This is a genomic window from Alcanivorax limicola, from assembly GCF_019931215.1.
Taxonomy (GTDB): Bacteria; Pseudomonadota; Gammaproteobacteria; order Pseudomonadales; family Alcanivoracaceae; genus Isoalcanivorax; species Isoalcanivorax limicola.
This window is the reverse complement of the sequence record NZ_JAIOUB010000005.1, coordinates 110,305-136,564: the sequence shown is the minus strand read 5'-3', so window position 1 is coordinate 136,564 and position 26,260 is coordinate 110,305. Positions and strand designations below refer to the sequence as shown.

General features: G+C 60.8%; 27 protein-coding genes. 11 read left to right on the top strand and 16 right to left on the bottom strand.

The features are described 5' to 3' along the window. Positions 1-274: 274 nt before the first annotated feature. The 5 genes from K8B33_RS15825 to ilvC form a co-directional block, all read right to left on the bottom strand. Entirely contained in the window at positions 275-904 is a 630-nt protein-coding gene (locus K8B33_RS15825) for a ferric reductase-like transmembrane domain-containing protein (protein WP_223428291.1), read from the bottom strand. Beyond that, a complete protein-coding gene (gene msrP / locus K8B33_RS15820) occupies positions 904-1,908 on the bottom strand; it encodes a protein-methionine-sulfoxide reductase catalytic subunit MsrP (protein WP_223428286.1) in 1,005 nt (334 codons plus the stop codon). The genes K8B33_RS15825 and msrP overlap by 1 nt, the downstream gene beginning before the upstream one ends. A 122-nt stretch (positions 1,909-2,030) precedes the next feature. Continuing rightward, positions 2,031-3,572: an aldehyde dehydrogenase family protein gene (locus tag K8B33_RS15815; protein WP_223428284.1), complete on the bottom strand. Its 1,542-nt coding sequence runs from the start codon at positions 3,570-3,572 to the stop codon at positions 2,031-2,033. 77 nt (positions 3,573-3,649) lie between these two features. Further along, on the bottom strand, positions 3,650-4,447 hold the full coding sequence (pssA, locus tag K8B33_RS15810; protein WP_223428283.1) for a CDP-diacylglycerol--serine O-phosphatidyltransferase: 798 nt from the start codon (positions 4,445-4,447) through the stop codon (positions 3,650-3,652). A 118-nt stretch (positions 4,448-4,565) separates the two neighbouring features. Further along, a complete protein-coding gene (gene ilvC / locus K8B33_RS15805) occupies positions 4,566-5,582 on the bottom strand; it encodes a ketol-acid reductoisomerase (protein WP_223428305.1) in 1,017 nt (338 codons plus the stop codon). Positions 5,583-5,717: 135 nt separating this feature from the next. Between ilvC and ilvY the strand changes: the two genes are divergently transcribed. Beyond that, positions 5,718-6,605, top strand: coding sequence for an HTH-type transcriptional activator IlvY (gene ilvY / locus K8B33_RS15800; protein WP_223428282.1), 888 nt, complete (start codon positions 5,718-5,720; stop codon positions 6,603-6,605). Between the two features lie 33 nt (positions 6,606-6,638). On the opposite strand, the gene K8B33_RS15795 is transcribed toward ilvY, so the two are convergent. The 3 genes from K8B33_RS15795 to K8B33_RS15785 all read right to left on the bottom strand — a co-directional run bounded on the left by K8B33_RS15795 (position 6,639) and on the right by K8B33_RS15785 (position 9,205). Continuing rightward, complete coding sequence (locus tag K8B33_RS15795) at positions 6,639-7,460, bottom strand: hypothetical protein (protein WP_223428281.1); 822 nt, start codon at positions 7,458-7,460, stop codon at positions 6,639-6,641. A gap of 155 nt (positions 7,461-7,615) precedes the next feature. Further along, positions 7,616-8,470 carry a PA4780 family RIO1-like protein kinase gene (locus K8B33_RS15790; RefSeq protein WP_223428280.1) on the bottom strand — a complete coding sequence of 285 codons (855 nt, stop codon included), beginning with the start codon at positions 8,468-8,470 and terminating at the stop codon, positions 7,616-7,618. Positions 8,471-8,584: 114 nt separating this feature from the next. After that, a complete protein-coding gene (locus tag K8B33_RS15785; RefSeq protein ID WP_223428278.1) occupies positions 8,585-9,205 on the bottom strand; it encodes a TetR/AcrR family transcriptional regulator in 621 nt (206 codons plus the stop codon). Positions 9,206-9,259: 54 nt separating this feature from the next. Here K8B33_RS15785 and K8B33_RS15780 point away from each other — a divergent pair, with 54 nt between their 5' ends. Genes K8B33_RS15780 through K8B33_RS15770 form a run of 3 tightly spaced genes read left to right on the top strand, consistent with a single transcriptional unit; the run spans position 9,260 to position 11,628 of the window. Continuing rightward, positions 9,260-10,261, top strand: coding sequence for a putative solute-binding protein (locus tag K8B33_RS15780; RefSeq protein WP_223428276.1), 1,002 nt, complete (start codon positions 9,260-9,262; stop codon positions 10,259-10,261). A 49-nt stretch (positions 10,262-10,310) separates the two neighbouring features. Beyond that, on the top strand, positions 10,311-10,790 hold the full coding sequence (locus K8B33_RS15775; protein ID WP_223428274.1) for a nuclear transport factor 2 family protein: 480 nt from the start codon (positions 10,311-10,313) through the stop codon (positions 10,788-10,790). Positions 10,791-10,797: 7 nt separating this feature from the next. Beyond that, complete coding sequence (locus K8B33_RS15770; RefSeq protein ID WP_223428272.1) at positions 10,798-11,628, top strand: glutathione S-transferase family protein; 831 nt, start codon at positions 10,798-10,800, stop codon at positions 11,626-11,628. On the opposite strand, the gene K8B33_RS15765 is transcribed toward K8B33_RS15770, so the two are convergent. Next, positions 11,601-14,060, bottom strand: a complete 2,460-nt coding sequence (locus K8B33_RS15765) for a hypothetical protein (RefSeq protein ID WP_223428270.1) — start codon at positions 14,058-14,060, stop codon at positions 11,601-11,603. The two genes, K8B33_RS15770 and K8B33_RS15765, sit on opposite strands and share 28 nt — an antisense overlap. 174 nt (positions 14,061-14,234) lie before the next feature. Here K8B33_RS15765 and K8B33_RS15760 point away from each other — a divergent pair, with 174 nt between their 5' ends. The 7 genes from K8B33_RS15760 (at position 14,235) to K8B33_RS15730 (ending at position 20,157) form a co-directional block, all read left to right on the top strand. Further along, on the top strand, positions 14,235-14,840 hold the full coding sequence (locus K8B33_RS15760) for a hypothetical protein (protein ID WP_223428267.1): 606 nt from the start codon (positions 14,235-14,237) through the stop codon (positions 14,838-14,840). Positions 14,841-15,050: 210 nt separating this feature from the next. Then, entirely contained in the window at positions 15,051-15,269 is a 219-nt protein-coding gene (locus tag K8B33_RS15755) for a DUF3185 family protein (RefSeq protein ID WP_223428265.1), read from the top strand. A 70-nt stretch (positions 15,270-15,339) separates the two neighbouring features. After that, a complete protein-coding gene (locus K8B33_RS15750) occupies positions 15,340-15,486 on the top strand; it encodes a lmo0937 family membrane protein (protein ID WP_223428263.1) in 147 nt (48 codons plus the stop codon). Between the two features lie 71 nt (positions 15,487-15,557). Beyond that, entirely contained in the window at positions 15,558-16,151 is a 594-nt protein-coding gene (locus K8B33_RS15745; protein WP_223428261.1) for a PAS domain S-box protein, read from the top strand. A 21-nt stretch (positions 16,152-16,172) separates the two neighbouring features. Beyond that, positions 16,173-18,782, top strand: a complete 2,610-nt coding sequence (locus K8B33_RS15740; RefSeq protein ID WP_223428259.1) for a chemotaxis protein CheB — start codon at positions 16,173-16,175, stop codon at positions 18,780-18,782. Between the two features lie 191 nt (positions 18,783-18,973). Continuing rightward, on the top strand, positions 18,974-19,333 hold the full coding sequence (locus K8B33_RS15735; RefSeq protein WP_223428257.1) for a DUF4398 domain-containing protein: 360 nt from the start codon (positions 18,974-18,976) through the stop codon (positions 19,331-19,333). Next, positions 19,330-20,157 carry an OmpA family protein gene (locus K8B33_RS15730; RefSeq protein ID WP_223428256.1) on the top strand — a complete coding sequence of 276 codons (828 nt, stop codon included), beginning with the start codon at positions 19,330-19,332 and terminating at the stop codon, positions 20,155-20,157. The genes K8B33_RS15735 and K8B33_RS15730 overlap by 4 nt, the downstream gene beginning before the upstream one ends. Before the next feature lie 63 nt (positions 20,158-20,220). Here K8B33_RS15730 and K8B33_RS15725 read toward each other — a convergent pair whose 3' ends face one another. The 7 genes from K8B33_RS15725 to K8B33_RS15695 form a co-directional block, all read right to left on the bottom strand. Next, a complete protein-coding gene (locus K8B33_RS15725) occupies positions 20,221-20,952 on the bottom strand; it encodes a Crp/Fnr family transcriptional regulator (protein WP_223428254.1) in 732 nt (243 codons plus the stop codon). Between the two features lie 239 nt (positions 20,953-21,191). Beyond that, positions 21,192-22,547 carry a diguanylate cyclase domain-containing protein gene (locus K8B33_RS15720; protein ID WP_223428252.1) on the bottom strand — a complete coding sequence of 452 codons (1,356 nt, stop codon included), beginning with the start codon at positions 22,545-22,547 and terminating at the stop codon, positions 21,192-21,194. A 93-nt stretch (positions 22,548-22,640) separates the two neighbouring features. Beyond that, complete coding sequence (locus tag K8B33_RS15715) at positions 22,641-22,817, bottom strand: hypothetical protein (protein WP_223428246.1); 177 nt, start codon at positions 22,815-22,817, stop codon at positions 22,641-22,643. Positions 22,818-22,963: 146 nt separating this feature from the next. Beyond that, positions 22,964-23,773, bottom strand: coding sequence for a phospholipase D-like domain-containing protein (locus K8B33_RS15710; protein WP_223428245.1), 810 nt, complete (start codon positions 23,771-23,773; stop codon positions 22,964-22,966). A 130-nt stretch (positions 23,774-23,903) separates the two neighbouring features. Next, the gene (locus K8B33_RS15705; RefSeq protein ID WP_223428303.1) at positions 23,904-24,866 is read right to left on the bottom strand and encodes a calcium/sodium antiporter; all 963 of its coding nucleotides are present in this window, start codon (positions 24,864-24,866) and stop codon (positions 23,904-23,906) included. Between the two features lie 121 nt (positions 24,867-24,987). Further along, complete coding sequence (locus tag K8B33_RS15700) at positions 24,988-25,536, bottom strand: hypothetical protein (protein ID WP_223428244.1); 549 nt, start codon at positions 25,534-25,536, stop codon at positions 24,988-24,990. Positions 25,537-25,600: 64 nt separating this feature from the next. Continuing rightward, positions 25,601-26,257: a hypothetical protein gene (locus K8B33_RS15695; RefSeq protein WP_223428242.1), complete on the bottom strand. Its 657-nt coding sequence runs from the start codon at positions 26,255-26,257 to the stop codon at positions 25,601-25,603. Positions 26,258-26,260 lie beyond the last annotated feature (3 nt).

Sequence of the window (26,260 nt, the reverse complement as noted above, 5' to 3'; positions counted from 1 at the left end):
TAATACATGCTCAGCATAAATCGCAAATTACACTCATAATGAGTTGAACTTGCTCTAATGCCGAATGTTACTAAACCCGACACAGAGCAGGTCCCACACGTTTGTCTGCCTGATTGTTAAAGAGCGCGTCGGTCACCGTTGTTGCCATGTGCCGTCGTTGTGGAGGCGCATTCTAGAGAGATTTGGCTGCCGGTCAACACTTTTTTCGAGCATTTTCATCAACCGGTCACCTTTTAGCCAATTCTTCACGCTTCGGGTGCTTTTTGATCAGAAATCAGGTGCTTAGCGGTGGTTTTTTAACCTTTTTCCGATCTGCGACGGCCGCTACCACACGGCGATTCCACCATCGCCACCCGAACAATGCCACCACCACCAGCGAAAACAGCACCGGCTCGGTGTAGTCCGACTTCTGGATCCACCATTGATGGGCCAGACCCAGAAGAATGGCCGGAAAAATGAGCTGGTGCAATTGACCCCAGCGCCGCCCCAGGCGCCGGCGCGCCCGGCGCGTGCTGGTCACCGCCAACGGCAGCAACAACAGCCAGGCCAGCATGCCCAACACGATATACGGCCGCTCAACCAGCTCCGGGCCGATATAACGCGGGTCCCAACCCAGCAACAGCCCGGCCCAGGCCAGCAGATGCAGGCAGATATAACCAAACGCCAGCAATCCCAGGGGCCGCCGCAAGGCCACCAGCCAGCCACGCCGGGTGATCACCGCCAGTGGCCGCGCCGCCAGCGTCAACACCAGCAGCAACAGCCCCCACCAGCCGAGGCGGGATATCAGCGCCAGCACCGGATCTGGCCCCAGGGCGCCGGAAAGCCCCTGCCACACCACTACGACCAGCGGCACCAGCCCCAGCGGCCATATCAGCCACAAACGACGCAATGCCCCTGACGTCATCAGTAGAACTTGCTCAGATCCATCCCCCGGTACAGATGCGCCACCTCGTCCGCATAGCCGTTGAAGGGCAGCGTCTCGCGCCAGTTGGGATTGAACAGCGAGGTCGGCAGGCGCCTTTCGCGCGCCTGACTCCAGCGCGGGTGACTCACCGCCGGATTCACGTTGGCATAGAACCCGTATTCGCCGGGCTGCATCAGGTTCCAGGTCGTCGGCGGCTGCGTTTCAGTCAGTTCGATGCGGACAATCGACTTGATCGATTTGAAGCCATATTTCCATGGCACCATCAGTCGCAGTGGCGCGCCGTTCTGATTTGGCAGCGTGCGCCCGTACAGGCCGGTCACCATCATCGTCAGCGGATGCATGGCTTCGTCCAGTCGCAGGCCTTCCACATAGGGCCAGCGAATGCCGGACAGTCGCGCGCGCTGTCCCGGCATCTGCTCCGGATCATGCAAGGTGGTGAAGGCCACATACTTCGCTTTCGACGTGGGCTCAAATCGCTTCAGCATGTCGCCCAGGGAAAAACCGATCCACGGCACCACCATGGACCAGGCCTCGACACATCGGAACCGGTAGATACGCTCCTCCAGCGGGTGCGCGGCAAGGATGTCTTCCAGCGCATAATCACCGGGTTTGCCTACCTCGCCAGCGACCGCGACGGTCCAGGGGTCAGTACGGAGTTGGCCGGCGTTGCGTGCAGGATCGCCCTTGTCTGTGCCGAATTCGTAGAAGTTGTTGTAACGGGTAACGTCGCCGTAGGGCGTCAGGCTTTCACGGGTATCGGGCTTGCCATCGGTGCGCGCGCTGACCGCATCCCGCCACCATTGCGGGCGCGTGGCATCCTCGTCAGCGGGATTCTTGATCAGGGCACCGAAAGACGGCCCGGCCGCCCCGAGCGCCAGCGCACCCATCGCGCCCGCCATGAATTCCCGGCGGCGCAGGTAGACAGATTCCGGGGTGATCTCGGAGGCGGCAATGTCTCCCCGGCGACGGTGGCGAATCAGCATGTTGGCTCTCCCGGTGGCGGCTCAGGTACATGTCAGGGCACCTGCCTCCCTACAGTCTGTTCCTGTTGCACCATAAACCGCGTGAAGCCGGACGGGAACTGCCAACGCTTGCTGAAAAAGACTTACGCTCGATGCTGACGCTTCACCAGTCGATCAATCGCCAGCCCCACTCTCGCCAGCCGCCACCAGCGGCGCAGGCCCTTCTGGCCCAGCAGGTCCAGCAACTCGCCCGTCAGTGCCAGTTTTTCCGCCGAATAGGGGTACCAGTTCGGCTCCGGTTTGCCACGCGTCGGATCTTCCAGCACCGCCTTGCTGCGGGTCATGCCCCGCAGGCCTTCGGCGCCTTTCATGCGCCCGAAACCGGACTGCCGCACGCCACCGAAAGGCAGCCCGGCATTGCCCTCCGTGAGCATGACATTGTTGATATTGATACAGCCGGTGGACAGGGCCTGCTCGAGCCGACGGCAGCGTGCCTTGTCACGGCTCCAGACGCTGGTGCTGAGCCCGGACGGATTGCTGTTGTGCCGGGCAATGATCTCGGCTTCTGATGCGAAGGAGTACACCGCAACCACCGGGCCAAAGATCTCCTCCTGGCTGATACGCATCGCCGACGTAACGCCGGTGAGCACTGTCGGCAGATAAAAATGCCCGCACTCACTGCGCCGACCGCCGCAATGCAGCACCGCCCCCTGCGCCACGGCATCCTGCACCAGCGCGTCGATATGCGTCATCTGGAAGGCGGTGGTGATGGCGCCCAGATCATGCGCCGCACCGGTACCCAGCCGAATCTCGCCACTGGCTGCCACCAATGCCGCAACAAAGGTTTCGAAGATGCCTTCCTGAACATGCAGCTGCTCCACCGCCGTGCAGCTCTGGCCGCTGTTATGCAGATTCCCCCAGCAGGCGGCAGCCACTGCGCGGGGCAGATCCGCGTCGTCAAACACCAGCATGGGGTCCTTGGCACCCAGCTCCAGCAATACCGGAATCAGCAGCGGTGCGGCGCTGGCGAGAATACGCCGCCCGGTGGGCTGGCTGCCGGTAAAGACCACCAGATCCGGTCGCGCCTGCACCAGCCGTGCTCCCACATCACCGCCGCCGTGCACAACCTGCAAGCCGAGATACAACAACGGATGCCGCTGACGGATCGCCTCGAAGACGGCCACCATGGGGGTGTGCTCTGAGGGCTTGAGAATCACCGCGTTGCCGGCCACGAAGGCAAACATTGCCGCCGTCATACCAATCGCCAGCGGCAGGTTCCAGGGTGAGATCACCAGCACGACGCCGTGGGCGTCACGCCGGATGCGGCAATGTTTACCGAGCAGACTGATGGGGGTTGCCACCTTCTCGTCCGCCAGCACCGCTGCGGCATGATCGCGCAGCCACAGGCAATCTTCGGTGAGCTGGAAGATATCCGACAGCATCGCATCGCCGCGACTGCGGCCAGACTCCGCAACGATCTGGTCGAGCAGCGCCTCACGATGATCGCGCAGGTAATCCAGGAAGGCCGTGAGTGCTTCCAGGCGCGCTGTCAGCGGGGTAGCGCGCAGTGCCTCCGCTGCTGACCGTGCGGCGCCCATGGCGGCCTCGCACTCCAGGTCTGTAGCGGGCTTCATGGCGTAGAGCTGCGCGCCCGTGGCGGGATTGATAACCGGGATGTCAGACATGGCGGGGCTTCCTTTTTTGGCACAAATGTACCAGCAGGAAGCCCGAACGCCAAACGCCGCCCGTCAGGTGCCGCCCGTCATGTACTGGCGCGGCGCTTGCGTAACTGCCAGAGCGTTTGCAGCGGACCGGAGGCCACATAGGCCACCGCGACAGTCAGCAGCACCAGCGGCGGATCAAGGAAGACGATGGCAAACGCCACGATGACGCCCAGCAGCATGCGGAAAGGCACCCGGCCGATGCTGAACTCCTTGAAGCTGTTGTAACGGATGGATGACACCATCAACAGGCCCGCGCCTGCTGTAAAAAACGCCACCAGGTAGCTGATGTCATTACCGTCAATCTCACGGCTGGCACCCAACCACACCAGGGTCGCCACCAGGCCAGCCCCTGAGGGGCTGGGCAGCCCGGTAAAGAAGCGCTTGTCGGAACTGGCCGCCTGCACATTGAAGCGTGCCAGACGCAACGCGGCACAGGCGAGATAGATGAACGCCGCCGCCCAGCCCAGATTGCCCAGCTCGGACAAGCCCCAGGAATAGGCTACCAGTCCCGGCGCCACGCCGAAGGCCACGCAATCCGAGAGTGAGTCGTACTCGGCGCCGAAACGGCTCTGGGTATTGGTCATGCGGGCAACACTGCCGTCCATGCCGTCGAGAATCCCCGCCACGAGGATGGCTATGGCGGCATGGCCGAACATGCCGTTCATCGCCGCCACGATGGCGTAGAACCCGGCAAACAGCGCTGCCGTGGTGATCAGATTCGGCAGCAGGTACACGCCCTTGTGGCGGGCGCCGTGGCGATCCTGCCCCGGTTCGATGACCTCAAAGCCGTGCTGCTCTTCCTGCTGCTCCGCAGGCGTCTTGTTATCTTCCGTCATGGTCTGATCTCGTCGGGCGCTTACTGGCAGGACACTCAGTGTAACCGAGTCGCCGCCAACAAAAAACGCGGCCCGAGGGCCGCGTCTGTGTATCCGCTTTCCCTGACGGGAAGGCCGATCAGTTCTTGCTCTTGTCGATGATCTTGTTGGCCTGGATCCACGGCATCATGCCGCGCAGCTTTTCACCCACCTGCTCGATCGGATGCGCCGCATTGTTGCGACGTGCCGCCGTCATGGACGGGTAGTTGTGCGCGCCTTCGGCGATGAACATCTTGGCGTATTCACCGTTCTGGATACGCTTGAGCGCATTGCGCATGGCGGCACGGGATTCTGCGTTGATGACTTCCGGGCCGGTCACGTACTCGCCATACTCCGCGTTATTGGAGATGGAGTAGTTCATGTTGGCGATGCCGCCTTCGTACATCAGGTCGACGATCAGCTTCAGCTCGTGCAGACACTCGAAGTAGGCCATTTCCGGCGCGTAACCGGCTTCTACCAGGGTTTCGAAACCGGCTTTGACCAGCTCGACAGCACCGCCACACAGCACCGCCTGCTCACCGAACAGATCGGTTTCGGTCTCGTCCTTGAAGGTGGTTTCGATGATGCCGGTACGGCCACCGCCAACGCCACAGGCGTAGGACAGCGCCAGCTTCTTGGCATTGCCGGAAGCGTCCTGGAAGATCGCGATCAGGTCAGGAATACCACCACCCTTGGTGAACTCGGTACGCACGGTGTGGCCCGGCGCTTTCGGCGCGATCATGATCACGTCCAGATCGGCACGCGGCACAATCTGGTTGTAGTGAATGGCAAAACCGTGAGCAAACGCCAGGGTGGCGCCTTTCTTCAGGTTCGGCTCGATCTCGTCACGGTACAGCTGGGACTGGAACTCGTCCGGGGTCAGCACCATGATCACATCAGCGGCGGCGACCGCGGACGGTACGTCAGACACCTTCAGGCCATGCGCTTCGGCCTTGGCCACGGAAGACGAACCGGGGCGCAGGCCAACGGTGACATCGACGCCGGAGTCGTTCAGGTTGCAGGCGTGGGCGTGCCCCTGGGAGCCGTAACCAATAATGGCCACTTTCTTGCCCTGAATGATGGAAAGATCGCAGTCCTTGTCGTAGTACACGGTCATGCTCATGATGCGTATCCTGTGCTGGAAGTCGTGGAGACGGCCCGGAGGCCGATGCAGGCTGGCCACCTTAGGCTATCGGCCTCGTTGCGTAAAATGATATATTTGCAACATTACATGCCGATTAATGAAACGACGATGGATACCCGCCCGCTTGAGCTGTTCCTGACCCTGGCCGAGACCCTGCACTTCGGTCGCACCAGTCGCCTGTGCCATGTCAGCCCCTCGGCTGTCAGCCGCAGCATCCGCCAACTGGAGAGCGAGCTGAATACCACCCTCTTCTATCGCGATAACCGGCGCGTCAGCCTGACCCGCGAAGGCGAGCACTTTCGCGACTACGCGCGCCAGGCGCTCAGCGACTGGCGCGCCGTGCGGCTGGCATTGCAGGATGAGCAGCAGGTGCTGCGCGGCGAACTCAGCCTGTATTGCTCGGTAACCGCCAGCTACAGCTTTCTGCACGACATGCTCAGCAGCTTCCGGCAGAACTTCCCGCGCATCGAAATCACCTTGCACACCGGCGACCCGGCCCAGGCCGTAGAGCGGGTATTGGCAAGCACCGAGGACATTGCCATAGGTGCCCGCCCGGCCCAACTGCCGAGCGGGGTTGCCTTCCACCCTATCACTCGCTCGGCGCTGCTGTTCATCGCGCCAGCCAGCCAACCGCAACTTGGCGAGCGCCTGACGGGGCAGGCGAACGCCGAAGCCTGGGCCGGGGTGCCGATGATTCTGTCCGAGGAGGGCCTGGCCCGGGAACGCACCGACCGCTGGTTCCGTGATCTGGGTTTGCGCCCGGACATTTATGCCCAGGTCAGCGGCAACGAGGCCATTGTCAGCATGGTGAGCCTCGGCTTTGGTGTGGGCGTTGTACCGCAGATCGTGCTGGACAACAGCCCGCTGGCTGGCCGCATCCGCATTCTGGATGTAGCGCCACAACTGGCCCCCTACGAGGTGGGCCTTTTCACACTGGAAAAGCGGCTCAGCGAGCCGTTGATCGACGCCTTCTGGCATCAGCCTGAGTCAGGTTAGTTCTTCTGATTACCTGCTTGACGGCGCCGGGCCTCACGGCCCGTGCGCCAGCAGCTCCGCTGCATGGATGCGTAATACGCTTTCCCACAAGGGCCCGAAACGCGCCACCAGTGCTGCGAAGGCCTCACGTTCCAGTTCGGCGATACGCGATGCATCCACGACACCCCCGTTCCACATGGAAGTCCGAATGTCGGCCCGCGTGGCCGCCTCCAGCGTGCCAAAAACGTAACCTGTACGCGCGTCGAACAGCGTGGCGGATGCCGTCACCACCAGATTATTCTGCTTGCTCGGCATCAGGCCCAGCGTTGCCACGTCAAGCGGCCATCTTCGACCCACGGATGTGCTCTCCTGACTGTCCAGGGTGTAGACCAGCAACAGGTCTGCCTGAAGCTCTGCGGCGGCCCCACGCAGATCTGCCATATTCATGATCCGCTCGGACACAATCAGGGGTGTCAGCATGCGCATGCCCGCAATACCTGGCAGCGACATCAACTGGTGATACTGCTCCTGGGATTCCACATCCCGGGACGTGACCAGACAATAATGGCTACTGGCATGACAGGTGTAGGCACCACGGTGCTCACTGCGCGGCACCACGCGGGCCACAACAATCTGCGCCGGGAAGCGATCTGACATCTCCGGGAGATTGATCTCATGCAATACCTGTTCGGACTTGCTTTTTTCGGCGCTGGCATCTTCGAAATCCAGGCTAGCGTCAGCCGTTATTGGCGCCGACGCCGGGCGCGGCTGCGTAGCAGAATAGTAGCCTCCCACCGCACTGCAACCGAGCAGAAGCAACAGCGCCAGCAGCGCAGAAAAGAAATACAGCACGTGCGACATCACCCTGAAATACATGATTGCTCTCCATCGTGAAAACGATGAAAAGTCTGACGCCGTTGCAGCGCAAAAGGGAGAGGCCATGGCCTTTATGGCACGAAGAGACGAACCGTGTTCAGCAACGTGTTCAAAAGGGCGTTCAAGAAGGTATTCAACAAAAAACCAGAGTGTGCTCAGTCGTCTTCCGGGCCTGCCATGCGACGCTGCCGCTCTTCTTCCTCCAGGCGCGCATCCTCGATTTCCCGCAACACGCTGACCAGATCTGCCTCATGCAGGTCTTCTTCTGCATGCCCGGTGAGTGGCGTCTCCGGTGTCAGGGCACCGTCTTCATAGAGCCCCCAGATCTCTGCCGCATAACGTGTCTCGCGCAAGGCCGGCGCAAACTCGGCAAAGAAATCACGCAGATTGTTCACGTCCCGCTCAAGCATGCCCTTGGCGTGCGGGTTCCCGGCTGCATCCACCGCCTGGGGCAGATCGATGATCACCGGGCCCCAGGCATCCATCAGGATGTTGTACTGCGACAGGTCACCGTGCACGAGCCCCGCGCACAGCATGCGCACTACCTCGCCGATGAGTTCTTCGTGCACCTCGAGTGCTTCCGCTTCGCTGAATACCAGCTCACACAAGCGTGATGCCACCTGGCCTTCGTCGTCCGTGATCAATTCCATCAACAGAATACCGTCGAAGACACCGTATGGCCGAGGCACCCGCACACCGGCCTCCGCCAGACGATACAGGGCATCCACCTCGGCATTCCGCCAGCTGCCCTCAGTCACCTGCTTGCCGAACTTCGAGCCCCGCGCCATGGCGCGGGCATCACGGGTATTGCGCGTGCCACGACCCTCCCGATAGGTGGCCGCCTGACGAAAACTGCGCTGGGCAGCGTCTTTATATACTTTGGCGCACAGCTCATCACCGCCAGCGCGCACCAGATACACAGTGGCTTCTTTGCCGCTCTGTAACTGATACAGCACTTCGCTGATGACGCCTTCTTCCTGTAACGGGATCAATGCCTTGGGGGTTTTCATGGAACGCTGACAATCACTCTGGTCGGTACGGGCACCCTGCCGGGTGACGTTTCACGCAGAGTATACGCGGATCGGACTCGATGTGGCGCATAACCCGCCGTTGTGTGCGGCGCCTCAGACATCGGCACTGATCACCTGATCAATCAGGGCGTCGGGGTCCAGCGGCAGGTGCGCCAGTTGCCCGTCCAGCAGCAGGTAGCTCAACCCGTGCGCCAATGCCCAGGCCCGTAACGCCGCCACCGTCACCGCCGGGCTTTCCGGTGGCTTGTTCATGAATGCGGCCAACCCCGACTTCAGCACATCCAGCGCCGCACTGCCGGCAAGGACCAGCTCTTCATCCTCGCGCCCGGCATCGCCGGCGCTGACACTGCCAAACATCAGCCGGAACAACGACGGGTTGGCCCGCGCGAAACGCACGTACGCCCGGCCGCTACCCAACAACCGATCACGCGCCGACGATCCCGTCGCCGCGCCATCCATAAGCGCCTGACTGAAACGGCGAAAGCCCTCCGCCGCAATAGCCACCATCAGCGCATCCTTGTTGCGGAAATGCCGATAGCTGGCGTTGACCGTCACCCCGACCCGTCGCGCGGCTTCGCGCAAACTGAAGCTCGTGCCTCCGGTTTCCACCATCAGCCCCAGGGCGGCATCCACCAGCGCACGACGCAGATTGCCGTGGTGGTAGCGCGGGTCTTTCTGGTTGTCTGACGGCTTGCTTTTTCCTGATGTTGACACTGTATACTTTTCCCGGCAGGATCAATGTGAGCATTGTACACATAAGGAAGCAGCATGACACGGACACTCGGGGTCGCCCTGGCCCTGCTGTTGAGCACACTGTCGGGCATGGCAAGCGCCAGCGCGGCACCAACCCGCACAGTGTGCGTGTTCAGCCTGACCGGCGTACACGGCGAACCCTTCGACACCATGCGTGATTTCGCGCTGGCCTCTCACGCGCTGGGCGCCCCGCTGACCTTGCGCCCGGTCACCAATGAGCGCATTGCCGCCGAGGAATTCCAGGCGGGGCAATGCGATGGCGCCCTGCTGACGGGCATGCGTGCGCGCCAGTTCAATAGGTTCACCGGCAGCGTGGATGCCATCGGCGGCCTGCAGGACTACGACACCCTGAAGATGCTGTTCACCGCACTGGCACGCCCCGAACTGGCCGCGCGCATGCGCCAGGGGCCATACGAGGTCGCCGGCCTGCTGCCGCTGGGTGCGGCCTACATTTTTCTCAATGATCGCCGCATCAATAACGTCAGCAAGATGGCCGGCAAACGCCTGGCCGTGCTGGAGCATGACCCGGCCCAGCAGATGATGGCGCTGCGCATCGGTGCGCTGCCGGTGCCCTCGGACGTCAGCAACTTCTCCAACCGCTTCAATAACGGTGCCGTGGATGTGATCGCGGCGCCAGCGGCCGCGTACATGCCGCTGGAAATCTATCGCGGTGTCGGCGCCACGGGCGCGGTGGTTGACCTACCCGTGGCACAGCTCTCCCTGCAACTCGTGCTGCGTCACGAACGCTTTCCCGCAGATTACGCCAACCATACGCGCGCTTATTTTCTGGACCAGTTCTCCCGTGCCTTGCGGCTGGTGGAGGCTGCTGAAGACGAAATGCTGTTCTTTTTTCCGCCGCCGGACGCGGACCGGGCTGCCTACGACCAGCTACTCGACGAAGCCCGCATCGCGCTGACGGAGGCGGGCCACTATGACCCATTGATGATGCGACTGATGAAACGGGTGCGCTGCACCAGAGAACCTGACCGGGCGGAGTGCACCGATGATCGCGAATAAAAAACAGCACCTGTTGTGCCTGCTGTGCTTGCTTTGCCTGGGTGGCGCTATGTCTTTGTACACAGGGTCCTTGCACGCCGAGCCCTTGCACGTCCCGCGGGGCGACACCGACCAGAGAAACGCTCTGACGCGCAGCGACGGACAACAGTTCTTCCAGCGGTACCAGGCCGCCCTGAATGCACAAGCGCCGGAACGCCTGGCCGCATTGATCGCCGAGGACGCCGTATTGCACATCGCGCTGGTGCAGCCCGGCGATGAAGCACCACAGCAGTTCACCCTGCCCCGCCACCGTTTTCTGCAACACCGACGCACGCTCTGGCACTTTGCCAGCGATGTGCAACAGCACTTCGAAACACCCCGCTATACCGCACATGCCGATGGCACGCTTGAAATAGGGTTTACCGAAACCGAGCGACACAAGCTCTTCGGCCAGGACGCCGGTCAACGCAACGAGGTCAAGCTGACCCTCGGGCAACGTGATGGCGCTATCGTGATTCTGACACTCCACAGCAACAGTCACCTCTGGTGAGGCTTTTATGACTCGTATCCTGTATCAGTTTCCGTTGTCACATTTCGCCGAAAAAGGCCGTTGGCTGCTGGACGCCAAAGGCCTGGACTATCAGGTCCACAATCTCTACCCCGGCCTGCATCGCTTTTATTTATGGCCACGCACCCGCGTGTGCACCATTCCGGCATTGAACGACAACGGCAAATGGGTGGGTGACAGTACCGCCATCGCCCTGCATCTGGACAGGCACTACCCCGACATGCCGCCTCTGCTACATGCCGACCCGCCGCTGCGCGACACTCAACTGGCGATCAATATCCTGGCGGAACGCATCGGCGAGAAGGTGCGCCAACTGGTCATGTCGCACCTGATCGACACCCCCATTCCGGTGGCCATGTATTTTCAGGATGCGCCGGTCTCTGCGCTCAAACGTCGCATGGCAGAAGCCACATTTCGCGCCGCCGTAAAATATCTGTACAAGGCGCACCCCCGCCATATCCCCGCCACACGTCAGGCCCTGGCCGTACTGCTCGATCAGGCTGACGCGCTGGCACAGTCACGCAGCAGTGATTTTATGGTCGGCGACACATTGAGCCTGGCGGACATCGCCCTGTGCAGCATGCTGGGGCCCATCCTGTTGCCCCCTGGCACACCCTGGTCGGTCCCCGACTCGCTTGATGCGCCAGCAGCACGGGACAGCGCCGCGCACATCAGCCCCGATTTGCTGGCCGTGCAACAGGCGCTGCGCGAGCGCCCGACAGGCCAGTACGCCCTGCACATCTATACTCGCCATCGGCAGGCCACCGGGAACTGGCGCGGCCACTGGCAGCCTCAGCGCAACAGCAGATTACCCGCCTGATCAAAGGCGGCCATGCCCGCGCGCACCCGGCCCTCTGCATGCTTGAACTCGCCGATGGCGTACACGGTGCCCTCGTGGACCGCGAGCCCGTCCGGCCGCCTGTCCAGCACCGGCTGCCACGGCCGCGGCGTCCCGTCATAGAGTGACACCGCTGCCAGTCCCGAACGCGGCGTATCGCCACGGATCTGGCTGAAATCGCCAGAGAGATACAGCGTGGTGTCATCGGCCGCCAGCGCCAGCACCGCCTGGTTGAGTGACAGCCCCGTATTCACAAGCTCGCCGTCGCCATCGTAGAGCGCCAGAAAAGACGGCATGCCAGCCGAGCCGTGGGCTGCATAACCCACCGCCAGCCGCCCGTTACCCGTTGCCAGCGCACGCAGCGAGCCCGGCAAGCCCGACGTCCAGTCCAGCAAGGCCCCTCCCTCCATGGCCGCCAGCCCGGGCACCGTGCTCACACCCACCTGCGTAAAGCTACCGCCGAAGTACAGGGTGCTACCCGCCGCCGCCATCATCGTCACGGCACCCTCCTTGACCGCTGGCAGCGCATCCGCCAGCGTCAGCGCGGATGCGCTGATATTCAGACGCGCCAGTCGCTCTCGTACCACATCAGGCTGGTCATGGCTGTTATTCGCCACGGTGAACTCACCTCCTGCGTAGAGCTGATCCCCCACCATGGCAAGGCTGCGAATGGCATCGCTGAAGGCGGGCGCGCTGACGAGATCACCATTTCGTTCCATCGCGGTCAGACGTGGCTGAAGCGCCCCGTTTACATGGGTAAACCCGCCACCGATAACAATGCGCTCACCCTGGGTAGCCAGCGCATTGACATGACCGGCCGCCGTGCCACCGCCCGTCAGAACCGGTGCCCAGGGCAGCAGGTTGCCCGCTGGCCCGAATGCGGCCACACGGTGCCGCCAGACGCCACGCAGGCCGGTGAAGTTCCCGCCGGCGTAGACCGTGGTGTCATCCACCGCCAGCGCATTGACCGGGCCGTTGACCCCGGCGGCCCAGGGCACGCTCGCCCCCGACGTATCGAAGGCCCACATCCACGGCCACGGCTCAGCGGGTTGAGTACCCGTGGCCTGACGGCCGCCTGCGTAAATAACGCCATCGCGCACCGCCAGCGCATCAATACCCAGCGTATTTCCGTACGGTGCAGGCGCCCAGCTCAATATTTCCCCGGCCGTACTCATGGCGCCCAGGCCGGGGCCCGAGCCCGTCGTCAGCGTGCCGAACTCGCCACCGATATAGATCACACCTTGATAGGCCGCCAGGGCCTTGACGGGATTCCCGATGGTGGCTGCAGTGCCCCAGGAGGTCAGCGCGCCGTCTGCATTAAACGCGGCCAACATGCCCCGCGACGCTCCGTCTACCTGCGAGAACTGGCCCCCCACGTATAGCACCCCGTCGTGCACGAGCAACGCGAACACTTGAGCGTCCAGCCCGGGCGCCCAGTCCACCAGGGCGCCCTCCAGATCGAACGCTGCCAGGCGCTGTCGCGGCACACCTGCCGCCGCGTTGAAATTCCCGCCGACATAGATCAGCCCGTCACGCAGGGCGAGCGCCCTCACCGCCACGCTGGCAGTGCCTGTAACGCTTGCGCCCCACGCCGTCACCTCGCCAGTGCGAGTGATCGCCGCAAGCTGTTGGCGTGGCACGCCTCCCACCGCGCTGAACTGACCACCGAGGTACAGCACATCGTCATGCAGCAGCAACGCCTCCACGGCGCTCCCTGTCACACCCGGGTTCCAGTCGGTGACCCGGCCGAGATGGTCCATATGCGCGATCCGCGCGCGGGACTGCCCTCCAATCGTGGTAAAGCGTCCGCCGATGAACCAGCCCCCTTCTCCATCCGACAGCACCGCGTCCACCGGGCCGTTGACCTCGGGAAACGCCAGGGCATGCGGTGCATCGGCCGTTCTGGCAAACGCGGCCCCGAACCCCACCACCGGCGACACCACCGTGAAGTTGCCACCGACGAAACGCACCCCGTCGTCGGCCACGGCCTGCGCCCGCGGCGCGCCATTCAAACCCGCGACATTGGGCACAAAGCTGGTCCAGGCCACCAGTTCGCCGTCGATCCCCAGGGCCGCATACACCGGCTCGCCGGGCACCAGGCCAGCATGCTGGACCGGCGGCTGGGCATCCGGGATCAGCGTGGCGCCATAGGCGCCGTGGTTGGTGGGGTCAGTATTCTGTTCAGCGGTGATATAGAGGTCGTAGGTGATGCCGTCGACCATCGGCCAGTCGATCACAACCTCAGTGGGGCCCAGATGCTGCACCGATAACGCCCCGTGATGCAGGCTGTCCATCCAGGGCGGGCCGACGTTCTGCCCCGGCCCCTGGCCTGATGAACCCGAGCCGCCGCCGCAGGCAGACAACAGCAATACCGCCCCGAGCAGCGCCGAGGCGGTAGACATTTTATTCAGCATTATTCCCCCAAGCGTTCAGAAACCAAAACAAGCGTCCAAACTTACACGCAATGGGCCGACTTATATGCATAGGGGGTCTCATTTGCATCAACACACCAAGGCACGCGGTTCAGGCGGAGGCCTCTGTCCCTCCCAACCACCGGCTCATATCGGGCCCGAACATGGAGCGACACAATGCAAAAGAAACTGCTGACCGGTCTCCTGACCGCTGGCCTTCTCTCCGGGGGATTCACCGGAACGGTGATGGCACAAGACGCTGAAACGCCCGAGTGGATGCTACGCATGAATACCATTGGCGTGTATACCAACGACGACAACGATCTGGATGGGCTGTTCTGGCGTTGGCACGACGCTGCGGGCTTCAGCGACAGCCAGGATGGCAACGGCGTCATGGTGCATATGGATGTGCGCTTTGGTGGCTTCGCCACAAGCGACGTCTCCACCTTCGGCACTTACCTGGGCGCGGGCTACCAGACGCGCCTGGACATGGCCAACCCGACCATTGCCTACGCGGCTGCAGACCTGAACTTCCAGCTCGTGAGCATCGAGGGCGCTTCCGACAACCTGGATGATGTGGGCTTTGGCGTGGAGGCGGGCTTCCGCACCGCGCCGGACCCGCGCATGCTGATCGAGGGTGTGCTGCGCTATGACACCAACGACCTCGTCGACCAGGCCAGCCTGCGTGCCGGCCTGTCCTATGACCGCTTTACCGTGACATTGACACGCTTCTTTGATGCGGAAGCCAACCAGATCGAACTGGGGTATCTGTTCTTCTTCTGATTTGGCCCTGTTCCAATCTGACCCTGCGGTGCATGGCCCGTTCTCCGGCCCATGCACCCTGTCACAACACCCCGCAAAGCAGGCCAGGTATGTTGGCCAACGCACAGACCGGCTGCCACAGACAGTCCAGTTTGATATGAACCTTGCATATTCGGGCGCGCCGATCCGGACGCTGCAGCCGAAAGCAATCATTCATAACGCGGGTGCATCATGATGAAGCCACAAACCATCCTCGGAATCCTGCTGCTTATCGGCGGCGCGGCCTTGTTCTTCTTCGGCTACCAGGCATCCCAGAGTGTCGGCGAACAGGTGTTTGAGACCTTTGCCGGTCGCTTCACGGAGTCCACCACCTGGTATCTTATCGGCGGCGCGGCCGCAGCGCTGTGCGGTGTGATACTGCTTGCAATGCAGCGGAACATCCGTGCGTAGCGCAAGATATCCCACCTACAAAAATACCATCCAGGACAGCACCCTTCACAACAACACAGGGAAACCACTCATGTTGGAAACCATCGCAATCGTCCTTGTCGCACTCTGGCTGCTGGGCTTTGTCAGCTCATACACCATGGGCGGGTTGATTCATATTCTTCTGGTCATCGCTGTGATCGTGATCGTGTTACGCGTAGTGAAGGGGCGGCGCATCTGACCCGTTACTCTCGCCGCCACAATCACCCGCACATCAATCACCCGCACATCTCTGTAACCGCTGGAGTCACGATGTCTGCATCCGCCACCGAAACCGGTATTGACACCAGACTGCGGGACATGGCCGAAACCCGTCTCAAGACGGGCACGGCCATCGCAGCCGGAAACTACTCGCTGGGCCTGGATGCGCTGAATCTGCTGCATCGGCTATCCAGTGATCCCCTGACCAGTGGCGACGCCCTGAAGCTGTTGCACGAGTTGCAAGTCCATCAGGTAGAAATTGACTTGCAAAACGAGGTGATACAGAACGACGCCAATGCGCGGTCCGACGAGCTCATGCTCTACAAGGCGCTATACCAGAGCGCGCCCATCGGCTATCTGCTTGTCGACTTCGAAGGCAAAATCTTCAAGATAAACCAGGCGGGTGCGGAGATGTTCAGCGTGGCGCCGGATTCCCTGCGCGGCAGTCAGATGGATCGCCTGCTTACCGCCGACAGCCAGTCAGTGCTGGCCGGGATGCTGGAACGGCTGCGCCAGGGTATTTCAGGACAAGCTGGCGAGGTCTTTGCGGCTGACGCTGACAACAACTCCAGGCTATTGCGGATAATGGCGAATCTTTCCCCCGATAAGCATTGCGTTCTGCTAGTCTGTTTCCAGGTACCCTAACCGCGCGGCAGAAGGCTCCACATGGTTTCCCTGACAGCAGCGGACTCTCCTGCGAACGCTCCCGGCACCCACCCGCCTGCCCCACCGGCCCCGCGCATCGTCGGCATCGGCGCCTCCGCTGGCGGCCTGGCCGCACTGGAACAATTCCTTGCCGGGGTACCGGCACACAGCAGCCTCGCGTACGTCGTGGTGCAGCATCTTGACCCCACCCATAAAGCACTGTTGCCGGAACTGCTGCAGCGCGTCACCGACATGCCGGTTCACGAAGCGCAGCACAACATGGCCATCCGGCCCGATTGTGTCTATGTCATCCCGCCGAATACCGAGCTCAGCGTTGCCAAGGGGCTACTGCAACTGGCCGCGCCCAGCGAGCCGCGGGGCTTGCGCCTGCCCATCAATGTGTTGTTCTCTTCACTGGCCGGCGCGTTGGGAGAGCGTGCTATCGGCGTAGTGCTTTCCGGCATGGGCTCCGACGGCACGCTGGGCTTGCAGGCTATCAAAGCGGTCGGTGGACTGACGCTTGTGCAGCAGCCGGACTCGGCACAGTTCGACGCCATGCCGAGGAATGCCGTCGCCGCTGCTTGTGCCGATATCATTGCATCGGCTGCAGAGCTGCCGGACCGCATCATGGCTTGCATCGCCCAGGCGCAAGATCCCGCCCTCGCGGTGAGTCATGGCGACGGCGCTGGCCGGGAGGTTGCACCGCTGCAACGCATTTTCAGGCTGCTGCAACGACGGACCCGGCATGACTTCTCTCTTTACAAGCCCAGCACGTTGCACCGCCGCATTGAGCGACGCATCGCAATTCACGGACAGGAAACGCTATCCAGCTATGCCGATTTCCTGCAAGAGAATGACCACGAAATCGACCTTCTCTTCAAAGAGCTGCTTATCGGGGTAACGCGTTTCTTTCGCGACGCGCCCGTCTGGGCACATCTGGCAGAAGTCGCGCTACCAGCGCTGCTGAAAGACCGCGCTACAGAGCCAGAGCTGCGCGCCTGGATCGTAGGCTGTTCCACCGGGGAGGAGGCCTACTCGCTGGCGATGGTGTTCAAAGAGCTGGTCCAGCAGGACGATACATTCCGTGATTTCTCGCTTCAGATCTTCGCCAGCGACCTGAGCCCGGATGCCGTCGCCACGGCGCGCCGGGGCAGATACCCGGCGTCCATCAAGGAGCAGTTGTCAAAGCAGCGGCTGGCACGCTTCTTTGTTGCTCACGAAAACGGCTACCAGATCAACAGCAGCATCCGCGACATGGTGTTGTTCGCGGAACAGGACGTGGTGCTCGACCCGCCCTTTACCAAACTCGACATCATCTCCTGCCGCAATCTGCTGATCTACTTCGATGCCAGCCTGCAACGGCGTCTGATACCGCTTTTTCACTACAGCCTGCGCAAAGGCGGCATGCTGGTGCTGGGCAGCGCCGAGACGACAGAGCCATTCAATCATCTTTTCACGCCTCTCAGCCCCCGGCTGCGTCTCTACCGCCGCGAGGATGATGCGCCGAGCGGCGGACTGGATTTCATGATGAACTCCTTTCCGCCTTTGTCGACGAGCCTCGCTGAGAACGCCCTGGAAAGCGCCCTCGAGAGCGCTCTGGAGAACACCATGCCCAATGACAGCGTAACGCCCGTCAATAATCTGCAGGCCGCTGCAGACCATGTCCTTCTGCAGGTCTACGCGCCGGCTGCGGTCCTGATTACGGGCGACGGCGACATACTCTATATCAACGGGCGCACCGGCAAATATCTGGAACCGGCTGCAGGCAAGGCCAACTGGAATTTTCACGCCATGGCGCGCGACGGCCTGCGCGCCCCGATCGCGGTGGCCATCAAGGAGGCCCAGACACATAGCGAACCGCTACATCTCTACGGGCTGCGCGTGGCACTGCCGGGCGGAGGCAGCCAGGGCGTCGATGTCACAGTGCAGGCCCTTCGCGAACCGACCGCGCTGCGCGGCGCAACAATGATTGTATTTCGTGATGAGTATCGGACGACCGTTGCAGAGCGCGGTAGCGAAACCGAGATCACGATCGAAGCAACCCACGAAGCAGCGCTACAGGAATGTCGCAATGAAATACATGACCTGCGCGAAGAAGCACGTGCGTCCCGGCAGGAACTGCAATCCGCCAACGAGGAACTGCAGTCGACCAATGAGGAACTGACCACATCCAAGGAAGAAATGCAGTCCATGAACGAAGAGCTGCAAACCATCAACGCGGAAATGCAGACCAAACTGGATGATCTGGCGCTGGCCCAAAGCGACATGAAGAATCTGCTCAACAGCATCGAGATCGCCATTCTGTTCCTGGACAAGGAGCTGCATGTCAGGCGCTATACCGACCGAACTGCAAAGCTTGTCAACATCAGGGAAAACGATATTGGACGCCCCCTCAGCGATCTCACAACCCAGCTGGACTACCCGGAGATGCATGCGGATGCCCGGGAAGCCATGCGCACGCTCACTTTCTCCGAGAAACAGATTCGCGCCACCGGCGATCGCTGGTTTGCCATCCGCATCATTCCCTACTATCGGGTTGAGAACGTCGTCGACGGCGTGGTAATCACTTTTGTCGAGATCACTGAAACCAAGGAGCTGGAACAGGCGTTACGCCGCGACCTTGAAACATAGCTTCTCTTTTGTGTGCCAACGTACCGACCCGACTCTCCGCGTCTCCTATCCTGATCTTCAGCATTCATCTGCTGGCTTGACCCGGGATGGGCCCACAACATCGTGGCCGGCATCCTGCGGCATACGGTACGGGTATACGGAGAGAAACGATGCACAAATCATCAGAACCAGGCTTGATTGGACGGCGTAGCATGAGCGCTGGTCTGGCTGTCATCCTCGCAATACTTGTTGGTTGCGCGTCGACACCCGAACCCCCGACAGGATCACTGACCTCTGCCAGAGAGGCGATTGCCAGTGCCGAGCAGTCCGACGCACGTCAACATGCCGGCGCCGAGCTGGATGAGGCCAAACAGAAGCTCATGCAAGCCGAGAAGGCTGTCGAGTCAGAGGATATGCTCGATGCGGAACGTCTGGCACAACAGGCGAGGGTCGTTGCAGAGCTTGCCATCGCGAGGACAGCGACCGCCAAAGCCTCGCAGGTCAACCGGCAACTGCACCAGGATGCCGATGCACTGAATGAAGAATTGCAGCGTATGGGAGGTCAACAATGAATGCTCTGACTGGACGTCAAAAGACTTTCGCAGGCGCCTTGCCCGCGCTCGCGGTATCCCTGCTGCTACTTTCGGCCTGCGCCAGCCAGCCGACAAGTCCGGATGGCTCCATAGAGGTGCGCAATAAACTCACTGCACTACAAAATGATCCCGAACTGTCCGAACGCGCGCGTGTCGAGCTCCGGGAGGCAGAGCAGGCCGTGCAGCTCGCAGAACGTCCGCTACCCGATTCCGAGAAAGCACTGGCTTCGCACCGCATCTATATGGCCGATCGCCGGGTAGAGATCGCGCGTGCCACAGCCGCGACCAAGCTGGCTGAGGATCAGCGCGCCGAGCTCGGCGAGCAACGCGGTGAGGCACGATTGCAGGCACGTACTCGCGAAGCTGACAGAGCCCATGCCGATGCAGCGCAAGCACGCAGTTCAGAGGCGGACATGCAACGGCGACTTGCCGAGCTCGAAGCAAAGGAAACCGAGCGCGGCATGGTTGTCACCCTCGGTGATGTGCTATTTGATACCGGAAGCGCCCAGCTGCGCGACAGCACCAACAGCAATCTGGACAAGCTTGTCAGCTTCCTGGATCAGTATCCCGACCAGCGCGCATTGATCGAGGGCCATACCGATAACGTAGGTAGCGCGGACTACAACCAGCGACTTTCGCTGCAGCGCGCCGAGTCAGTCAAACAGTATCTGACCCAGCGGGGCATTACTGCCAACCGGCTTTCCGCATCAGGTTTCGGCTTGCAGCGAGGCATCGCCAGCAACGACACAGCAGCAGGTCGTCAGCAGAATCGTCGGGTGGAGATCGTTATCGAGAAGGATTGATCAACGGCGTATTAGTCAACAAGGCAAGGTGCGGTCGAAAGACCGCACCGCTTTGGGCTGCCATCACACCCCGGGCTGATCATCGCCCCCCGCCATCAGGCGATCTGTTTCCCGTTTCACCACCGCATAACACTCACAACATATTTCTTCCAGTTTCTGCCGATTCACAACTGTAATCTTGCCCCGCTGGTATTCGATAGCACCGGCGCGATACAAGGTACCCGCTGCTTCTGTAACACCCTCCCGGCGCACGCCCAACATATTGGCAATCAGTTCGTGGGTCATCACCAGCTTGTTGGAATCCAGCCGGTCCAGGGAGAGCAGCAGCCAACGGCAAAGCTGTTCAACAATACTATGGTGGCGATTACAGTAGGCGGTTTGCGCCATCTGCGTAATCAACGCCTGAGTATAACGCAGCATCAACCGCCGGAACTCCGGATCCGAGTGATTGAATTCTGCCTGCAGGTATTTCCCGGCCAGCCGGTAAGCCCCGCCGGCGCTCTGGACGATTGCGCGACTGGGCGTGCTGCCACCGCCCATAAATAACGCAATGCCCACAACACCATCCTTGCCAACTACTGATATTTCCGCCGAGCCGCCGTCCATCGCCACACAGAGCAATGAGACAATAGAATCCGTCGGAAAATACACATAGTGGGCATCGTCACCGGACTCCTGTACAACCGTGCCCAGGGGCCATGACACATATTCCAGATACTGAAATGTTCGTGCTCGAACCGAATCTGACAGGGCGGCCAGCAGACGGTTCTGGTTGGGAGAAGGCGTGTCGGACATGGCTCTGATCCTCCATGGAACAGTGCAGACGAATTATTTCCCTGTAATGTGTGCTGGTATTCGCCTGCCTCAAACCCCGCAATCCGGATAGCGCCCGATGCCGGTGATTGCCAGCCACCAGGCGTCGTTGAGGTTCGAGAAAAAATGGCCATCCACTATTGCAAGGCGCCATAGCCTTGTCCAGAACACAGATGGCGGATATACATTGAATTACAACGCAGGAGAAGTACAGGAAGGGATTACAGGCTGGCCGCGCAAAATCCGAAGGTGTTGGCACCTTGTGCCTTGGCCTGATACATGGCGACATCCGCATGCCCGATCAAGGCGTGCATATCCTTGCCATCGGCGGGATACATGCTGATACCTATACTCATGGCCACTTTCACTTTATGGCCGTTAATCGGTAAGGGTTCACTGAACAGGGCCAGCAATTTGGTCACGACCTGCTCGGTCGCCGCAGGGCTGGCCACGTCCGCCAGCAGGATGACGAACTCATCGCCGCCGTGGCGGCAAACGGTATCAGTGTCACGCACACCACGAAGAAGCCGCCCGGCCACCGCTTGCAGAACATGATCGCCGACGCGATGGCCCAGTACATCATTGATCTGCTTGAAGTTGTCCATATCCACAAACAGCATGGCAGCCTGTCTTGCATTGCGATTGGCCAGACTGACCACCTGTTTGAAGCGCTCTTCAAGCAGCACCCGATTCGCCAGCCCGGTCAGTGAGTCGTGACTACCCAACCAGGCCATCTTGCGTGTCACCGCACGGGACTGATTGACATCGCGGAACACGATCACCGCACCGGTGACTTCACCGTGCCGGTCATAGACCGGCGCCGCTGAGTCCTCAATACCGGTTTCGCTGCCGTCAAGGTGGTGCAGAACACAGTTCGCCGCCAATCCCACCGTGGCGTTCTCCGCCATAGCGTGCAACGCCGGATTTCTGGCGCGCTTACCCGTTTTACTGTTGGTGATGTTGAAGACATCAGGCAGCGCCTTGCCAATCGCCGCAGCACTGCCCCATCCCGTCAGATTCTCAGCAACCTGATTGAGATAAGTGACGTTACCCTGGATATCAGTGACCAGTACCGCATCACCTATGGAGCCGAGCGTCACACGCGCACGCTCCTTTTCTTCAAACAGGGCTTCATCCGCCCGGCGCCATGCTGCCTCAGCGACCTTGCGCCGCGCGACATAATCCAGAGCGCCCAGCAACCAGCTCAGGTCGATGGCACTTTCAGCGCAGCCACCGTTTTTGTCATGGGACCACGCCGATGGTGTGCCCGCTTCACCGAGCGGCAGCACCAACGCATCGGGGGCTGCCAGCCGCAAGGGTTTGAAGACGTCAGCCCCGAGACAGCAAGGCAGATTCGTGCCGATCAGCACAACCTCTATGTCGCCGCGTGCCAGACGCTCCAGCGCGCCCGCCAACGTTGCCACTCTTTCAACCTGAAACCGGCCCTCGCCGGCACTGTGCAATGCCACCTCAACCAACCGGGCAGCATCGCCATTGCTCTCCACAAAGAGCACCGCCACCGACGCAACCAATGCTGCTGGCGACTCCGAGAGACTCTCCGGATCAGTACGCGACATTATGGCACTCCCGCCATCTACTGACGCCGGCTCATCCTGTTGATGAGCTGGCGTCAGCGCCGATCAAGCCCTGCGGCTTGACCATGGAGCCATTTATTTCGGCGCCTTGCCGGCGTCGTCATTGATGTCTCCCAGCACGGCAGCATTGTTACCGCCCTGCTTCTCGGCGTTATTTTCCTCTTTACCTCTTCCCTCGGCTGCCTTCCTGGCGGCTTCCCGGGCTTTCTCGTCCTCGTTGCGCGGGTGACTGTCTACCTGATCCTTATTCATAATCTGATCTCCAAATGACTATTCAGGCCGGGTCACACCCCCTACCCTGTACTCATACAGATCAAGGATGAATGCCCCACGTTATTTGAAGATCACAATCGGGTCTGTGCGGTGCCCAACCGACGAGAATCCACTTTCACCCTGCATCAAAGCTGCGACCTGATTGGCAACAGAACCTTCTCATAGAGCCTGTCTCGCAGCGGGCGGGCTCTCCAGCGGTCCAGGGAATATGGCACCGCAAGCTGCAGATCAGTTTCGAAAACGACCGCCATCTTGCTGGCAAAACCATGATCGTAAATATTCAGGCTTGCTTCGTCGTTCAGCCGGATCGAACGCATATCAAAATTGGTTGAACCCACTGAAACAAACTCGGCATCAATCACCATCAGTTTGGTGTGGAGCATGGTGGGTTGATAAACTGATATCAGCGCGCCGGCCCGCAGTAGCACTCCCCAATCGTGTTTGGAGGCCACCTTGACCGTCAGTGAGTCGATATAGGGACCAGGCAACAGGATTCGAACACGCACCCCGCGGCCACATGCAGCCACCAAGGCGTCCAGCATGGACTGCTTAATCTTGCTACTACCAACCCAGTCGATAATAACGCTGACCCGCACCCCTGAACGGGCACGCTCTGAGAGAGCGTCGGCAAACGTGTCACCTGTCCTTCCGGACCAGTAGATATGTGTCTCGAAGGTGATGGACGTCTGCGCCGACCGGATTGCCTGCAGCATTGCCGGGAAAATTTCATTGCCGTTCTGCAGTGCACTCACACGGTTACCGCCTACTATCGACGGGCCCAGCAGAACCGACATCTCGCGCCGAAATTGCGGATCAGAAACTGCGTGCCGATGCCCGACCTTTTGCTCCATCACTTTTTCCGGTGTCTTGAAGTTCAGCAAGAACACCAGTAACAGGACGGTGGCAAGCACGGTGATCCCGATTACCCAGAACATTGATTCCAGACTCCGATTTGATGACGCCCCGGATGGGGCAGGGCTCCATTTCCAGCACTCCTGTCCGTGGCATCAGCACAAACCGGATATCATCTCATCGTATACGCCCGGCACTTCGCATCTCCATACGCTATGCGCTAAACACCGTAAAACTCAGCCCCAGATAAGCACCGTATCCCAACACAAGTAATCCGCCTTCAATCCGACTTAACCGCCTGCCTGTGTAAAGGAAGACCAACAGCAGCAGCGATACAGCCAGCATCACCCACTGATCAAACTGTAAAATTCGTGCATGGACCGGCAGCGGCTGAAGTAATGCAGAAATCCCCAGAATACCCAACAGGTTGAAGATATTGCTGCCCAGAATATTCCCGATCGCGACATCTGCATGCCGCCGAAATGCGGCGATCACGGAAATCGAAAGCTCCGGCAACGATGTGCCCACCGCAACAAGCGTCAGGCCGATCACGGCCTCTGATACGCCGAATGCTTCCGCGATGCCCACCGCCCCTGTCAGTAAAACCCGGGAGCCCAGGATCAGAAGCGCCAGCCCCAGCACAGACGCCGCAACGGTCCCGAACACGCTGCCAGGTATCGCGGTCAGCTCCTGCGCCTCCGCCTCGTGCAGTGCGCCCGAAGGCGCTCCGCCAAAGCGCTCTGTCCGATAAGCCCAGACCAGATACGCCAACAGCGCAAGCAGCAGTATCGCTGCATCGAATCTCGCCAGCGCACTCCCACCCACCAGCACCAGAAACAGGATACTGGCAGCCAAAACCGTGACGGCATCCCGGCGCAGCGCCAGCGGTTTCACGGCAAGCGGCGTTATCAGCGCACATAGCCCCAGAACCAGCAGAATATTCCCGATATTGCTGCCGACGACATTGCCCACAGCAATGTCCGGCCGCGCATTGAGCGCCGCGTCAACAGACACCACCAGTTCTGGTGCTGACGTGCCGAAGCCGACGATCAGCAGGCCGCTGAGCAAGGGCGATACGCCCAATCGCTGCGCAGCCGCCAGCGCGCCCCTTATCAATGCCTCGCCACCACAAGTGAGCAACAGCACCCCGAGACCGATATACAGCACGTTCAGCATCACGTTGAGTCTCTGGTTGAGTCTCTGGTCAATGGGCAGCGAGCACCGCCGACCTGCCCGACCGGTTCAGGCCGGTTCGGCAGAACGACCCGTCGGCGGGGGCACTTTCTGATGGCCCGGGTCATTGCTCAGGCGATATATCGAATCGCACCAGGCGGGCCACTGTTTTCTCCCCGTCATCGAGCACCGACTCGCTGTAGACCAACCCGATCTTCGGCACAAAACATGACAGGGCGTAACGACCATCGCCCATATCCAGATGGTATGCATGACAATCGAAGCGCCCGGCCGGGACATCAACAGGCCGCAAACCCTGATAAGTAAACTCAGTGTCGAAGAGCTCCCAGCGCTCTCCCGGCTCCGCCGGATAGCGGAACACCAGCACCTCCTCATAAAAGCGCTTCTCATCAGGGCCATTGTCACCCGCCTCAACAGCCTCGATCTGGCCGCCATCGCCATTGCGGACCCAGAAGACATCGCCGAACTCATCCAGGCGGTACCAGACCACACCATGGACAGAGCGCGTCTCGTCGATGCGCACTACCGCCTCCGGCGCCTCGCCACCCTCCATCTCATAGAACCACTCGGCGCCGGCGTTAAGCGCAAACAGCTCTTCGGCATGAGCCTGAAAAGCCAGCATCGCGCTTGATACCAGGATAGCTGTACGCATTCATTCTCTCCCGGGGGCTTCAACCTCTACGAGTCACTGGTTGGGTAAACGATTCGCTGCCCACCTACGACCTCTTTTGTGGAAACAGGCAATCGCGAAAAGCCTCTCGCTCTATGGCATAGCGCGCTCTCAGCCACCGGGTGCCCTGACGCGTAAAGTGACTACTGAAGCAGGACTCGAAGTGCTGCTCGATCCGCTCAACACAGAGTGGTCTGCCGGAGCATGATGCTTCAGCAGCGGTGAGCACCACGCTATGCTGGCGAGAATGCTGCGAGTCATGGCCTGTCGCATGCCACCAGAGCACCACGACAGCGAACAGGGGCACACTGAGCACGAGGCCCACACGATACAGCCAGCCATCTTCGGTAGTGGCCGGCTGCGCACCTTCCTCGCCTTCTGTGACAGCTTGAACTGGCTTGTACAAGCCCAGCAACCAGAATACGAAGTACACCAACTTGTAGTACACATACCAGAGCGCCAGCCCCCCGGCGATCCAGGTAAGCACCAGCAGCGCATCCTCGCCAACGGCATTGGCCAAGCCGACCTTATCAAGCACCAGGTAAAGTATGGCCTGACCAAAGATGACCGGCGCCAACAGCACACTGAACGGGAAGCCCGGCGACACAAACTTGTAAAGCATATATATAGCGACAACAACAACCAGGGAGGCCACAGCCGCCGCCCGGGCACGCACATTGCCCCCCTCAATCCCCTCTGACATACC

Excerpts from the sequence above, each read along its gene's own strand:
- K8B33_RS15825 (WP_223428291.1), bottom strand. The coding sequence starts at position 904 with ATGACGTCAGGGGCATTGCGTCGTTTGTGGCTGATATGGCCGCTGGGG.
- msrP (WP_223428286.1), bottom strand. The coding sequence starts at position 1,908 with ATGCTGATTCGCCACCGTCGCCGGGGAGACATTGCCGCCTCCGAGATC.
- K8B33_RS15815 (WP_223428284.1), bottom strand. The coding sequence starts at position 3,572 with ATGTCTGACATCCCGGTTATCAATCCCGCCACGGGCGCGCAGCTCTAC.
- pssA (WP_223428283.1), bottom strand. The coding sequence starts at position 4,447 with ATGACGGAAGATAACAAGACGCCTGCGGAGCAGCAGGAAGAGCAGCAC.
- ilvC (WP_223428305.1), bottom strand. The coding sequence starts at position 5,582 with ATGACCGTGTACTACGACAAGGACTGCGATCTTTCCATCATTCAGGGC.
- ilvY (WP_223428282.1), top strand. The coding sequence starts at position 5,718 with ATGGATACCCGCCCGCTTGAGCTGTTCCTGACCCTGGCCGAGACCCTG.
- K8B33_RS15795 (WP_223428281.1), bottom strand. The coding sequence starts at position 7,460 with ATGTATTTCAGGGTGATGTCGCACGTGCTGTATTTCTTTTCTGCGCTG.
- K8B33_RS15790 (WP_223428280.1), bottom strand. The coding sequence starts at position 8,470 with ATGAAAACCCCCAAGGCATTGATCCCGTTACAGGAAGAAGGCGTCATC.
- K8B33_RS15780 (WP_223428276.1), top strand. The coding sequence starts at position 9,260 with ATGACACGGACACTCGGGGTCGCCCTGGCCCTGCTGTTGAGCACACTG.
- K8B33_RS15775 (WP_223428274.1), top strand. The coding sequence starts at position 10,311 with ATGTCTTTGTACACAGGGTCCTTGCACGCCGAGCCCTTGCACGTCCCG.
- K8B33_RS15770 (WP_223428272.1), top strand. The coding sequence starts at position 10,798 with ATGACTCGTATCCTGTATCAGTTTCCGTTGTCACATTTCGCCGAAAAA.
- K8B33_RS15765 (WP_223428270.1), bottom strand. The coding sequence starts at position 14,060 with ATGCTGAATAAAATGTCTACCGCCTCGGCGCTGCTCGGGGCGGTATTG.
- K8B33_RS15760 (WP_223428267.1), top strand. The coding sequence starts at position 14,235 with ATGCAAAAGAAACTGCTGACCGGTCTCCTGACCGCTGGCCTTCTCTCC.
- K8B33_RS15755 (WP_223428265.1), top strand. The coding sequence starts at position 15,051 with ATGATGAAGCCACAAACCATCCTCGGAATCCTGCTGCTTATCGGCGGC.
- K8B33_RS15750 (WP_223428263.1), top strand. The coding sequence starts at position 15,340 with ATGTTGGAAACCATCGCAATCGTCCTTGTCGCACTCTGGCTGCTGGGC.
- K8B33_RS15745 (WP_223428261.1), top strand. The coding sequence starts at position 15,558 with ATGTCTGCATCCGCCACCGAAACCGGTATTGACACCAGACTGCGGGAC.
- K8B33_RS15740 (WP_223428259.1), top strand. The coding sequence starts at position 16,173 with ATGGTTTCCCTGACAGCAGCGGACTCTCCTGCGAACGCTCCCGGCACC.
- K8B33_RS15735 (WP_223428257.1), top strand. The coding sequence starts at position 18,974 with ATGAGCGCTGGTCTGGCTGTCATCCTCGCAATACTTGTTGGTTGCGCG.
- K8B33_RS15730 (WP_223428256.1), top strand. The coding sequence starts at position 19,330 with ATGAATGCTCTGACTGGACGTCAAAAGACTTTCGCAGGCGCCTTGCCC.
- K8B33_RS15725 (WP_223428254.1), bottom strand. The coding sequence starts at position 20,952 with ATGTCCGACACGCCTTCTCCCAACCAGAACCGTCTGCTGGCCGCCCTG.
- K8B33_RS15720 (WP_223428252.1), bottom strand. The coding sequence starts at position 22,547 with ATGTCGCGTACTGATCCGGAGAGTCTCTCGGAGTCGCCAGCAGCATTG.
- K8B33_RS15715 (WP_223428246.1), bottom strand. The coding sequence starts at position 22,817 with ATGAATAAGGATCAGGTAGACAGTCACCCGCGCAACGAGGACGAGAAA.
- K8B33_RS15710 (WP_223428245.1), bottom strand. The coding sequence starts at position 23,773 with ATGTTCTGGGTAATCGGGATCACCGTGCTTGCCACCGTCCTGTTACTG.
- K8B33_RS15705 (WP_223428303.1), bottom strand. The coding sequence starts at position 24,866 with ATGCTGAACGTGCTGTATATCGGTCTCGGGGTGCTGTTGCTCACTTGT.
- K8B33_RS15700 (WP_223428244.1), bottom strand. The coding sequence starts at position 25,536 with ATGCGTACAGCTATCCTGGTATCAAGCGCGATGCTGGCTTTTCAGGCT.
- K8B33_RS15695 (WP_223428242.1), bottom strand. The coding sequence starts at position 26,257 with ATGTCAGAGGGGATTGAGGGGGGCAATGTGCGTGCCCGGGCGGCGGCT.